The sequence below is a fragment of the Lysinibacter sp. HNR genome (assembly GCF_029760935.1).
Taxonomy (GTDB): domain Bacteria; phylum Actinomycetota; class Actinomycetes; order Actinomycetales; family Microbacteriaceae; genus HNR.
The window spans coordinates 125,746-138,725 of the sequence record NZ_CP121684.1 but is presented as its reverse complement, the minus strand read 5'-3'; the positions used below and the strand labels follow the sequence as shown (position 1 = coordinate 138,725).

The following is a 12,980-nucleotide window of genomic DNA, read 5'->3' as shown; positions in this document are numbered from 1 at the left end:
GTTGCCGCCTCTTGCAGATCGTATACGATTTGAACACTACCCGACGAAGTGGAGGATACGTGCTCAACCGCACTCAGATTGAGACTATCGCCGATGAGCTTGTACGAGCTGATCGCGAACGCATAACCCTGCCGCGCCTCACCGCGCGTTATCCCGATATGGTTATCGAAGACTCGTACGCTATACAAAAAGTGTGGTCGGATCGCCGCGTCGCACACGGTGCCAGATTGGTCGGCCACAAGATTGGCCTCACCTCGAGGGCTATGCAGGTCGCCACGGGAATCACCGAACCCGACTACGGTGTTATCCACGACGATATGGTCTATCAAACGGGCTCGACCATAGAGTTCAACCGTTTTTCAAACGTCCGCATCGAGGTAGAGCTGGCGTTTGTTCTCTCCAAGCCTCTTACCGGCCGCCACACCACCATCTTTGATGTTCTCGACGCGACCGCCTATGTGGTGCCCGCGATTGAGGTGCTCAACTCACGCCTCGAGCTTGAGGGTCGCACCATCATCGACACCATCAGTGATAACGCCGCGATGGGCGCGATGGTCCTGGGGGGACGTCCGGTCAGAGTGGATGAGATCGACCTGCGCTGGGTATCCGCTCTCCTCTATCGCAACGAAACAATCGAGGAGTCGGGGGTTGCCGCCGCCGTGCTGGGTCATCCAGCAATGGGGGTTGCCTGGCTCACCGACAAACTCGCCCAGCACGGGCAGTCACTCGGCGCGGGCGAGATTATCCTGGCGGGTTCCTTCACTCGCCCCGTGTGGGTCGAGCGCGGCGACACAATACACGCGGACTACGGGCAATTGGGGTCGGTGACATGCCGATTCGTCTAGACCTCCCCGCTACCCTGCGAGATCACCTGGCCTCTTCCGATCGGGCACTCCTCGGACTGTGGGTGTGTTCTGCCAACCCGGTTGTGGCCGAGATAGTTGCAGGTAGCGGGTGTGACTGGATACTTATCGACGTGGAGCACTCGCCCAACAGTCTGGAGTCCGTGCTTGCTCAGCTCTACGCAATGTCGGCCTATCCCGTGACACCGCTCGTGCGCCTCCCCAGCGACGACACGGTACTCATTAAACAGTATCTTGATCTGGGCGTTCAGAACCTGCTCATCCCCATGGTTGATTCCGCCGAGGAGGCCGAGAACATTGTGCGGGCAATCCGCTATTCCCAGGACGGGGTAAGGGGAGTTGGTGCGGCACTTGCGCGCTCCTCCCGCTGGAATCGTGTGGAGGGATACCTTAATGGGGCGCACGACACCATCAGTCTCACGGTACAGATCGAATCGGTCGACGCGGTTGCAGATGTCGAACGTATTCTTAACGTCGATGGTGTTGACGCAGTATTTATCGGCCCCTCGGACCTGGCCGCCTCGATGGGTTTTCTGGGTCAGCAAAACCATCCCGAGGTTGTTTCTCGCGTGTTAGAGGTCATCCACATCGCAAAGCGGGCCGGCAAGCCGGTGGGGGTCAACGCCTTTATAAGAGCCGATGCCCAGCGTTACCTGGAGGCGGGTGCCGATTTTGTTGCGGTAGGAGCCGATGTATCGATCCTGGCTCGTGAAACCGAAAACCTGATAGAGAGCTTTGCTCCTAGCGACAACGCAGAGAGGCAGCCATGATAGAAGGATTTGCAAGCCCCGGTAAGATCATTGCGGTACACCTCAATTATCCCTCGCGCATGACGCAGCGCGGCCGCACCCCCTCCCAGCCCTCCTACTTTTTTAAGCCGAGTTCCTCACTGGCGGCAACAGGGAGCAGCATTGAGCTCCCCGCCGATACCGAACTCCTCGCCTTCGAGGGTGAAATTGCCCTCATTGTTGGCACACCGGCGCGCCGAGTTTCCCCCGAGGATGGTTGGTCGCACGTCACCCAGGTTACCGCTGCCAACGACTTTGGCCTCTACGATCTGCGCGCGGTTGATAAGGGATCAAATGTACGCTCCAAGGGCGGCGACGGTTTTACCCCCATTGGGCCGCGACTCATTCCCACCGCGGGAATCGCAGAAGACGCCTGGCGCGTACGCACCTGGGTCAACGGCACACTCGTGCAACAGGACACAAGCGATACACTTGCGTTCACCTTCGGTCGGCTTATCGCTGACCTCTCCCAGTTGATGACCCTCGAAACCGGCGATGTGATACTCACCGGAACCCCGGCAGGCTCATCCGTTGTACTACCCGGCGACACGGTTGAGGTTGAGGTTGACGCCCCCAAAGCACCCGGAAACCCCACCACCGGAAAACTGATTACAACGATCACTCAGGGAAACATTCCCTTTGGAGAATATGGCGCCACACCGCGGGTCGATGACCTACAGCGAATCGAGGCCTGGGGCAGCGAGCAGGAACACGCGGCCGCCGTCAACGCGGGCAGAGCAACTCCCCTGGCGACAGCGACAACACCGGTAACAACGCCAACCCCAGCTGCAGCAACCGCCACAGCACAGGCACAGGCACTAGGACCAGGATCAGGATCAGGATCAAGATCAAGTCAAGCACCAGCAACGGCACCCGTTCTCACCGACACAATTCGTGCCCAACTCTCAGGTGTTGCGGTGGCCACCGTCTCCGCCGCGCTGCGTAAACGAGGTTATATAAACATCTTTATCGACGGAGTTCACCCCAATCATGAACACGCCAAAATACTCGGCACCGCAAAAACCCTCCGCTTTATCCCCTTCCGCCCCGATCTCTTTGCTCAGCACGGCGGTGGTTTTAACGCGCAAAAACGCGCCTTCGACACCGTAGCTGAGGGTGAGGTGCTTGTTATCGAGGCACGGGGAATTCCCGAAACTGGAACCGTGGGAGACGTACTTGCACTGCGCGCCCAGGTGCGAGGTGCCGCCGGAATCGTTACCGACGGCGGGGTGCGCGACTTCGCTGCGGTGCGGGAGTTTGACATCCCCGTCTTCTCGCAGGGTCCTCACCCGAGCGTGCTCGGACGCAAACACGTACCGTGGGAGACCGACGTCACGATTGCCTGCGGCGGCGCGGCAGTACAACCGGGGGACATCATCATGGGCGATCGCGACGGTGTTATTGTGATCCCCCCACCGCTACTCGCCGAGGTTGCGGCCGACGCCGTCCGGCAAGAACACGAGGATGCCTGGATTGCCGAACAGGTAGCCGCCGGAGCATCGGTCGATGGCCTTTTCCCCATGAATAGCGCGTGGCGAGCCCAATACGAGGCGGATCAGGCATGAGCACGGGATCAAAGACACGCACAAGACCACGAACAGATGTCACCCCAGACACAAGTGTGAGCACAATCTCAGGCTCCCCTCGAGCATCCGAATCAAAATCTGAGCGCGCCTACCGTGTACTCCGCAAAAGAATCGATGCCGGTCAATACGCTCCGGGCTTTCGCCTGGGCCTTGCGTCCCTTGCGCGTGAGCTGGGTATGTCTGTGGTGCCGGTGCGCGAGGCGATTCGCAGACTTGAGGCCGAGAGCCTGGTTACTTTTGAGCGCAACGTGGGCGCTCAGGTCGCTCTCCTCCGAGAGACCGAGTACTTGCACACCATGCAGACCCTCGCGCTTGTCGAGGGCTCGGCCACAGCCCTTGCGTCCCCGAATATCTCTCCCGCCCAGATGACCCGAGCACGGGAGATCAACGAGAACATGCGCGACACACTTAACAACTTTGAGCCGAAACAATTTACCGCCCTCAACCTAGAGTTTCACAGTGTCCTCTTCGAGAGCTGCCCCAACCCCCACATCCTCGACCTGGTTCACCGCGGATGGAACCGCATGAGTCTGCTGCGCGAATCATCCTTCAGCTTTGTACCCGACCGAGCGCAAGAATCGATCACGGAGCACGAGCGTATTTTACAGCTCATCGAAGCCCCCGCACCCGGTATCGACATCGAGCTAGCAGCACGCAACCACCGCCTAGCCACACTTGAGGCGGTCCTTGCACACCAAAACAAACACGCCCTTCCCGCCCCGGCCGCCTAATACAGCACGGCGGCCCACACCACAAAACCACACATCCGCATCACAAACCTACAGCCCACCCACCTCAAGCCCACAGCCCACAGCGTAATCCACGACCCGCACCACAACGAGAGACAGGATCATGACCCAGCACCCACCCACCGGACTGCCCGATAAAATCCGTCACTTCATCGACGGCACGTTTGTTGATTCCGTCGGCGGAGAAACCTTTGATGTTCTTGATCCGGTATCAAACAAAACCTACATTCGGGCCGCAGCGGGACAAAAGGCCGATATTGACCTGGCCGTTAGCGCCGCAAAAAAAGCTTTTAAAAGCGGCGCCTGGCCGCGGCTGCTCCCCCGGGAACGCGCACGGATCATGCACAGAGTGGCCGATATTGTGGAATCGCGGGACGCGCAGCTTGCCGAGCTAGAAAGTTTTGACTCGGGCCTGCCCATCACCCAGGCCCGGGGACAGGCACGACGAGCCGCAGAAAACTTTCGCTTCTTCGGTGATCTCATCGTGGCACAGCACGACAACACCTTTAAAGTGCCCGACCGCCAGATGAACTACGTCAACCGCAAACCGATCGGCGTCGCGGGACTCATCACGCCCTGGAATACCCCCTTCATGCTGGAATCGTGGAAACTCGCGCCCGCGCTAGCGACCGGAAACACCGTAGTACTCAAACCCGCCGAATTCACGCCACTCTCAGCCTCACTGTGGGCCGAAATATTCCGGGAGGCGGGCATCCCCGACGGCGTGTTTAACCTCGTGAACGGACTCGGCGAGGAAGCGGGTGACGCCCTCGTGAAACATCCAGACGTTCCCCTTATTTCTTTCACCGGCGAGAGCCGTACCGGGCAGATCATATTTGGCAATGCTGCACCCTATCTCAAGGGCCTATCAATGGAGCTCGGCGGCAAAAGCCCCGCCATCGTCTTTGCCGACGCCGACCTTGAGGCCGCCCTCGACGCAACCGTCTTTGGTGTGTTCAGTCTCAACGGTGAGCGCTGCACCGCGGGCAGTCGAATCCTGGTGCAGCGTGAGATCTACGACGATTTTGTGGAGCGCTACGCGGAGCGTGCCAAAAACGTTGTTGTGGGCCTCCCCTCAGACCCGGCCACCGAAGTGGGTGCGCTTGTGCACCCGGAGCACTACAACAAGGTGATGAGCTACGTTGAGCTCGGCAAGAGTGAGGGGCGCCTGGTGGCCGGTGGCGGACGCCCCGAGGGCTTCCCCACGGGTAACTATGTTGCCCCCACGGTTTTTGTCGATGTCGCGCCCGATGCTCGCATTTTCCAGGAGGAAATCTTCGGCCCGGTTGTGGCTATCACCCCCTTTGACACGGAAGAGGAGGCTCTAGAGCTCGCAAACAACACCGCCTACGGGCTCGCCGCCTACGTGTGGACCTCGCAGCTCAAACGGGCCCACAATTTTGCCCAGGCCGTTGAGGCGGGCATGGTCTGGCTCAACTCAAACAACGTGCGTGACCTGCGCACCCCGTTTGGCGGGGTTAAGGCCTCGGGCCTCGGCCACGAGGGAGGCTACCGCTCGATTGATTTCTACACCGACCAGCAGGCCGTTCACATCACGCTGAACGAGTCGCACTCTCCGCGTTTTGGAACAGCAAAATAATCCCCTATTTCTCGTATTGCAAGGATGCCCTATGTCTGAGATAAAAAACCGCACCAAAACCTCCTCCGGTTTCTACGTCACCACAGAAACCTCTATCAACACCAACAACCCGGTGCCCACACCCACGTCGCCCGCCCCCGATATCCTGCGCTGCGCGTATATGGAGCTCATCGTCACTAACCTTGAGGTTTCACGAGACTTCTACGTGAACGTCCTCGGCCTCACCGTCACCGCCGAAGACAAAAACGCCGTGTACCTGCGCTCACTCGAAGAGTTCATTCACCACAACCTGGTGCTGCGTCAGGGGCCGGTTGCCGCTGTGGCCGCGTTCTCTTATCGGGTTCGCACCCCCGAAGACCTCGACCTGGCTGTGGCCTTCTACGAAGAGCTGGGCTGCCGGGTCGAGCGCCGCCCGCACGGCTTTACGCGGGGCATCGGCGATTCTGTGAGAGTGGAAGACCCCCTCGGCTTTCCCTACGAGTTTTTCCACGAGGTAGAGCACGTTGAACGCCTCGCCTGGCGCTACGATCTCTACACCCCCGGGGCGCTGGTGCGATTGGATCACTTCAACCAGATCACCCCCGACGTGCCGCGCGCCACCAGGTTCATGCAAGACTTAGGCTTTCGCGTCACGGAAGACATTCAGGATGAGCAGGGCGTCGTGTACGCCGCTTGGATGCGCCGCAAACCCACCGTGCACGACACCGCGATGACGGGCGGTGACGGCCCCCGGATGCACCACGTTGCGTTTTCCACCCACGAGAAGCACAATATCCTCGCAATCTGCGACAAGCTCGGATCGCTGCGCCTCTCGGATCACATCGAACGTGGCCCCGGACGGCACGGTGTCTCAAACGCCTTTTACCTTTACCTACGCGACCCCGACGGTCACCGCGTGGAAATCTACACGCAAGACTATTACACGGGCGACCCCGACAATCCCGTAATCACCTGGGATGTTCACGATAATCAGCGACGCGATTGGTGGGGCAACCCGGTTGTTCCCTCCTGGTACACCGACGGTTCACTCGTGCTCGACCTCGACGGTAACCCGCAGCCGGTGATCGCGCGCACCGACGACTCGGAGATGGCCGTCACAATCGGTGCCGATGGATTCTCTTACACCCGCGAGGGCGATTCCGAGAAGGGTTTTAAGCTGGGTAATACGCTATAGACGTAGAAAGACAGAGATGGCTACTACACAAGAACTGCTAGAAGATCTGAACAGGGCCGACCCTTCCACAGTGTCGAGCCGTATGCCCGATACCTTTCGCGCGTACGCTCGTGTCCTCATTTCCCGCCCGCTCGACACGGGGAAACGCTCTTCGCTGGGGAGAGCTCTCTCCCCAGGTTATGGAGAGAAGCTGGTGGCCCCAGTGGTCGGATGTTCTTACCTCTACCGACCCCGCAAGGTTACGGGAGGTTGCTGAGGAGCCCCCGATGGGTCAGGCGGACTCCGCTACGGCCTTCACACTTGCCCGATTGCTGGAGAAACATACGCAAGCCCAGAGCCTCACCTTTTTAACACGGGAGGGCTATGGCGATTCCCCCTCAACCCTCAACAAAAAACCGCGGGTAACCGTGCCTCCCGATCGTGTGATACACCTCCACGAGGACACACTCAACACAACGGTGAGCGCAAAAATCGCACGTCTCAATCGAGTGCCCATGTATTGGATTCCAGAAGGTCACGCCTGGTTTGTCGGTGCGGATATCTACGCCCGAAGCTTTCTGGTGGGTGGTAGCGCCGTGTGTATAGAGGCCATTATGGGGTGTTCAGAGTTGGAAGCGCACCTGATTAAGCCTCACGATACTGTTGCACCCGAAGACTGAGCCACCAACCGCGGTTGTTCGGTCCTGCTAAGAATAGACATTAGAGTCATCTGGTGTGCAGACGGGGGAGGCACGCCCTACCATTGATGTAGACCACAATCAGGAGGTACTCACACGGTGTCGGACCCTCAACCACAGTCGCGCTCCCACACAGCGGAGTCCGCAACACAGCAAGACTCACCAGTGCACACACCCAATGCCCCCTGGCAGTCCCGGGACAGCCTTGAGCCCGACAGTCCTTCCCACACAAAACACGACGATCCCCGGCATGCCCGCGCCGTGTCCGAGGCGCCCGTTCCCGGCGCTCATGCCACACACGACTACCGAACCGACCTGGAACGGCTCCGTTTCTCCCCCTACTTCTCACGGCTCTCTGCCGTAACCCAGGTGATCCCCCAGGCGAACCTGGGTTCAACGATTCACAATAGGCTCACCCACTCGATTAAAGTCACCTCGGTGGGACGGGCAATAGCCGTCAATCTGCACCACGATAAGAGTCAAGCCGGGCACATAGTGGAGAGCCTGGGAGGCTGTGATCCGATTGTAGTACAGGCCGCCGCGAGCGCACACGACCTGGGACATCCGCCCTTTGGTCACCTCGGGGAACGCGTGCTTGACCGGGTTGCGCGAGAGCACCTTGGTCTACCGGAGGGTTTTGAAGGGAACGCTCAAACCTTCCGCATCCTCACCGAGCTTGATACTCACGGCGCTGCCCAGCCCGGACTGAACCTCACGGCGGCGGTTCGGGCGGCCGTACTGAAGTATCCGTGGAGCCGGAGAGAGTGGCTAAACCACAGCGATCTGCCACTCCACGAGCGACCCCACGGTGTTGGCGATATTGACTCGTCCGGGGCCCATAAGTTTTCTATTTACAGCCTGCACGCGCACGAGGCGGCTTCGGTGAGGTCGGCGTATCCGCAGATTGGGCGGTGGCAGCAGACTATCGAGTGTCAGGTGATGGATATCGCCGATGACATCGCCTACTCAATACACGACCTCGACGACTTCTACCGCGCGGGGGTGCTTCAGCAGCCCTCGGTGTCCGCCGAGTTACGCACCTGGCTGCGGGAGCAGCGCGCTTTTTCGGAGGCACCCCTCGAGAGCCTGCTGGAGCATCCGCGCAACCCCGGCTACTCCCTGGAGATTCTTCGGCGTCGCATTAAAGCGCGGGACACGTGGATTGCCGATGACGACGCATTTCGGGCATCCGTCCAGCGAATTAATAACGAACTTGTGGAGGATCTTCTCGCGGTTCCCTTTGACGGAGGAACTGCCACCGAGCGCACGCTCTCGATGTTTACCCACCGCTGGCTGGAGCGGCTTCAGGGGTCGATCGTGGTAGAAGCCAACCCGCACGTTCGCAGCGGACACATTCAGCTGGAGCGCCAGGCTTGGCACGACGTGCTGGTGCTTAAGTTTGTGCACTCCCGTTTTGTTTTGGAAAATCCCTCCCTCGCCACATCGCAGCGGGGCCAGGCCCGCATCGTCGAATCGCTTGTGTTGGGCCTAGACGAGTGGCTTACCGACCCGAATGATGCTGTACGCGCGCCGCGCCGCCTGGTCGAGTGGGTGGACTCCACCACGGAGGCCTACCGTGCTCTCCACCGCGATAACCCTGAGCTCCTGCGGGGGCCCACCGACGAGAACAGCCTGCGTCGGCGTGGCCGGGGGCGTGCCGTGATCGACTATGTTGCCACGCTCACCGATACCCAGGCGCTCACGGTCGCCGCGCAATTGGGGGGTTCACGCTAACGCCACCCACCTGCACGCTGAGCAGTAGGTTCGGCAGTGGCCGCGTGCGCCTGACGCATCTCGATTGATCGCTAACACCTCGTAAACCAAAGCTGAACAGTAGGTCAAAGGATCTTATTTCTTTTCTATCGGAACAAAAATAATAAACTCGGTTGATATAATTTTCATATTCGTGGGCAAGGACGACACGGACAACCAGGCAGCCTTGGTGGTGACGTCCCCCGAACTACCAATGCACGCCGTCCTTGCGGGGTCGGATTGTCCGACCCCGCAAGAGACACCCAAGTATCCCAGCCTCACCAACACTCGCTCTGAGCGCACTTTAAGACACATTAAAGGAAATTAAATTGCTTTAATGTCGCTCACAGCGACCGAGTAGACACAGTTTTCCTGGAAAATTCATGGGAAAAATATCTGCAAAGGCTGAAAGATGAGGTTTGGGTCAAACATTTCTGCCAGTGTTTTATTGCGGCCCCAACCTCCAAGCATCATCGTTGTCGGCCCACTTCTCGTACCCCCTCAACGAAAGTGAACGAATGACACGTACCGCACAAAACCTTGCCGTTGCCTCAACGATTCTTCGCCTTACCTTTGGGTTTATATTCTTTGCTCACGGTTGGCAAAAATACTTTGAATTTACGATTGCCGGAACGCAGGGAAGCTTCACCGAGATGGGCATCCCCGCCGCAGACATCGCAGCAATTGCCGTCGCCACTCTGGAGCTTGTGGGAGGAGCTGCTCTCATTCTCGGAGTTCTTACTCGACTCTTTGCCCTCTTACTTACCCTCAGCATGCTCGGCGCCCTCTTTATGGTCCACGCTCCCTCTGGAATTTTTGTTCAGGATGGCGGTTACGAATTTGTGCTCACGCTGGCGGCGGGAGCGCTCGCAATCGCCCTGGTGGGGTCCGGACCGCTATCCATCGACAGACTTCTATTTGGCAACCACGATAACGCGGTTTGCCGCATGATGTATACAACCACAACCGCCTAGAGAGCCGTACCGGTTTCTCGAGAGACTCGCTGCGCCCCGCATCAATACGCTAGACGATGCGGGGCGCGCTCGCATGGGGATCTGGCTTCCACAGAGGCGAGCACCGGAAAGCACAACAGGCACTCACGGGCAGAAAACCACCAGCGCAATCACACAAACACGCACACCCTCAGACAAAAAGCTGCGTATTACAAATGCCAAGTACAATCGCACAACAATCTCTTAATTAAACCAGGTTCATAAACTATAATCTGGGCAAGCAATAAGAGATTCACCGAGACGACCCCTCCCAGTCGCCACGATGGATGACCGTTTTACACATCACCCCTCGCACAACGCAATACTCGCCACGAGAAGATGAGCAGTGAGAAACGGATTCATGAATCGATAACCAGCAACAAGGAGAAGATTATGAAAAATGCAATCCATAAAGCCCTCGCCCTCACAGCAGGGCTTAGTCTCGCAACGGGTGCAGCTCATATAGCCAGCCCCGCCAACGCTTCCCCTCCACACACCGCACAGGTACGCCCGGCACAGACCGTTTCAGATACACCTTCGCAGGATACACAAGAGCAGACCTATGTTGCCTTCGGAGCCATCATAGGAGCCTTCGCCTACGCTCGCATACACATTGAGATGGAGAACGGAAGCGCTCCAAGATTCGACGGCAACGCCGATGGCATATTTACCCTCGGGACAGGAGCATTGATTAACGCTGAGCTCTATACCAATGACCTCGAACGACTCCAATCCGACACGGTAACCTTCCGGGTAGTCTCATTACCAGGTGGTGTTGCGGTGAGCTTTTTCGACAGTGATACGAAGATGCTCGGCCGCATCCTTGCGGAATCAGCATCAACCGCGCTTGGAGCCGGGAGAGGAACCGCATCCTGGTGGTACTAACCTCAAGCCGAACCTCCGCCCCCTGCGAGACCAGACACTCCACCGCGGGATGACCCCGGTCAATTGCTGAGTCGGTAGGGGAATCCCCGCCACAGACGCCCCGATCTCGAACTTATCCCTGCGCAACAAAGAAATAACATAAGCAACGTTATTTTATTGCCATTTATATGCCAGAGTCATATAATTAGGATTATAAGCAAAATTTATCAGCATAATCCATGGATGAATTATATTTTCACTGATATTTTTATAATTGCTTTAATTGCCTCTAGCCATGTTGTTCACTGACAACATAAAGAGGCTTACTAAATTACCAATGTCGATAAGAATCAAGGGAGAAGATGAAACACACCATACGTAAGCCCCTAGCCCTCCTGACAGGACTCGGTCTCGCATTAGGAGCAGTACTCACGGCAGGCCCCGCCAACGCCACCCAGTTAAGCAGCTCCCCAGCAAAAACAATCCACGCCCCTTCAGAAACGGTAAGTTCCCAAAAATTCAAAGAAACTTATAATGTTACTGGAAACGTCGCCAGCGCTATCTTTTATCTTCAGCTTGGCGTTCAGGTGCAAGACGGAAGCGGCGTGGTATTTGAAACCCTCAAGGGGAACGCCGGGGGAATATTTACTCCGGGCGGAGGAGCTTTAGTCACAGGAACCCTGTCTACAAATGATTCCGAACGACTCTTCGCCCACACGGTGAGCTTCCAGATCACCGCCGCCGCGGCTGGTTTTAGTGTGCTATTTTTTGACAGCAGCTCAAACCTCCTCGGTCATTTAGAAGCAGGAGGAGTTTCAACCGTAGTCGGCGTGGGCGGCGGAACCGCGTCCTGGTCTAAACAACAACCCTAAGGTTCTGCTGCAGCGTGGCGAGAATTCATTCTAGTCATGCCCTCGTCGCGCTCACGCAAACAATCACCGCATAAAAATTACACACCCCCTAAACCGTACGCCCCGTATCGACGCATTGAGACGACACGGGGCGTACTCGTGTGGAAGCTGCACTAAGGATCACCACCAGAAAGGTACTCCGACTCACACCCGCACACCCCGGTCAATAAACCGGAAAAAGTCGTACATCCTCAGTATGAGCATTCACACACGGACAGCGCTGGGCACCCTCAACAAAGCGATCAAACGCCTCGAGAAGCCAAGTCACGCGCCAACAACACTCAGCAAAATCATAAGAAAACCTTTTAATTAAACTAGGTTTATAAACTACGCTTTGGGCAAGCGAATAAAGATTCACCGAGGAGACCCCCAAGTCGCCACGATGGATGACCGTTTTACACGGCAAAGTCATCCCCCGCGCAGCGTGATACTCGCCACGAGAAATGAACAGTGAAAGAAACGGATTCGTGAATCGATAACCAGTTAATAAGGAGAAGATCATGAAAAAAGTAATCGTCAAGGCTCTGGCACTCACGGTAGGACTCAGCCTCGCAACGGGAGCGCTCCTCACCGCCGGCCCGGCCAACGCCTCCCCGACCGCCGCACAGGAACGCCCGGCACACACCGTTTCGGACACCACCTCTCAGGGTACTCAAGACCAGGTCTACGATGTCTCAGGAACCGTCATCGGGGCCCTTTTTTACTCTCGTCTACACATTGATATGAAGGGCGGCGGAAGCAGCAAGCACCTCGACGGGGATGCCGGGGGACTATTTACCCCCGGGGCGGGAGTACTGGTCAACGCCGGACTACACACGGACGATCTCGCTCGGCTCTTCTCCGACACGGTCAGCTTCCAGATAAACTCAACACCACTCGGCCTTGAGATTAACTTCTTTGACGGTAACTCACACCTGCTCGGTTACATTCTTGCGGGAGCGATATCAACCGTCTTGGGAACGGGAGGGGGAACCGCCTCCTGGAGCTAACACCACCCTCTATAGTGCGGCGAGGGCACGCTCCA

Annotated in this window: 12 protein-coding genes; all 12 read left to right on the top strand. The window is 57.6% G+C overall.

Translation table 11 applies throughout. From position 1 onward, the window contains the following. Positions 1 to 59: 59 nt before the first annotated feature. The 12 genes from hpaH to FrondiHNR_RS00515 all read left to right on the top strand — a co-directional run bounded on the left by hpaH (position 60) and on the right by FrondiHNR_RS00515 (position 12,945). On the top strand, positions 60 to 845 hold the full coding sequence (gene hpaH, locus FrondiHNR_RS00570; protein WP_279353316.1) for a 2-oxo-hept-4-ene-1,7-dioate hydratase: 786 nt from the start codon (positions 60 to 62) through the stop codon (positions 843 to 845). After that, positions 830 to 1,633, top strand: a complete 804-nt coding sequence (locus FrondiHNR_RS00565) for an aldolase/citrate lyase family protein (protein WP_279353315.1) — start codon at positions 830 to 832, stop codon at positions 1,631 to 1,633. Before hpaH ends, FrondiHNR_RS00565 begins: the two co-directional genes overlap by 16 nt. Then, the gene (locus FrondiHNR_RS00560) at positions 1,630 to 3,216 is read left to right on the top strand and encodes a fumarylacetoacetate hydrolase family protein (RefSeq protein ID WP_279353314.1); all 1,587 of its coding nucleotides are present in this window, start codon (positions 1,630 to 1,632) and stop codon (positions 3,214 to 3,216) included. Before FrondiHNR_RS00565 ends, FrondiHNR_RS00560 begins: the two co-directional genes overlap by 4 nt. A 56-nt stretch (positions 3,217 to 3,272) precedes the next feature. Continuing rightward, a complete protein-coding gene (locus FrondiHNR_RS00555; protein ID WP_279353313.1) occupies positions 3,273 to 3,968 on the top strand; it encodes a GntR family transcriptional regulator in 696 nt (231 codons plus the stop codon). A gap of 121 nt (positions 3,969 to 4,089) precedes the next feature. Beyond that, the gene (gene hpaE / locus FrondiHNR_RS00550; protein ID WP_279353312.1) at positions 4,090 to 5,586 is read left to right on the top strand and encodes a 5-carboxymethyl-2-hydroxymuconate semialdehyde dehydrogenase; all 1,497 of its coding nucleotides are present in this window, start codon (positions 4,090 to 4,092) and stop codon (positions 5,584 to 5,586) included. A gap of 31 nt (positions 5,587 to 5,617) precedes the next feature. Next, positions 5,618 to 6,760 (top strand): 3,4-dihydroxyphenylacetate 2,3-dioxygenase, encoded by a 1,143-nt coding sequence (hpaD, locus tag FrondiHNR_RS00545; RefSeq protein WP_279353311.1) that lies wholly within the window; start codon positions 5,618 to 5,620, stop codon positions 6,758 to 6,760. 110 nt (positions 6,761 to 6,870) lie between these two features. Beyond that, positions 6,871 to 7,419 (top strand): hypothetical protein, encoded by a 549-nt coding sequence (locus FrondiHNR_RS00540; protein WP_279353310.1) that lies wholly within the window; start codon positions 6,871 to 6,873, stop codon positions 7,417 to 7,419. Positions 7,420 to 7,602: 183 nt separating this feature from the next. Next, entirely contained in the window at positions 7,603 to 9,171 is a 1,569-nt protein-coding gene (gene dgt, locus FrondiHNR_RS00535; protein WP_279353309.1) for a dGTP triphosphohydrolase, read from the top strand. Positions 9,172 to 9,707: 536 nt separating this feature from the next. Beyond that, a complete protein-coding gene (locus tag FrondiHNR_RS00530; RefSeq protein WP_279353308.1) occupies positions 9,708 to 10,163 on the top strand; it encodes a DoxX family protein in 456 nt (151 codons plus the stop codon). Between the two features lie 411 nt (positions 10,164 to 10,574). Next, entirely contained in the window at positions 10,575 to 11,066 is a 492-nt protein-coding gene (locus FrondiHNR_RS00525; RefSeq protein ID WP_279353307.1) for a VapA/VapB family virulence-associated protein, read from the top strand. A 341-nt stretch (positions 11,067 to 11,407) separates the two neighbouring features. After that, positions 11,408 to 11,917: a VapA/VapB family virulence-associated protein gene (locus FrondiHNR_RS00520; protein WP_279353306.1), complete on the top strand. Its 510-nt coding sequence runs from the start codon at positions 11,408 to 11,410 to the stop codon at positions 11,915 to 11,917. Between the two features lie 539 nt (positions 11,918 to 12,456). Beyond that, entirely contained in the window at positions 12,457 to 12,945 is a 489-nt protein-coding gene (locus FrondiHNR_RS00515; protein ID WP_279353305.1) for a VapA/VapB family virulence-associated protein, read from the top strand. The last annotated feature ends 35 nt before the right edge of the window (positions 12,946 to 12,980 follow it).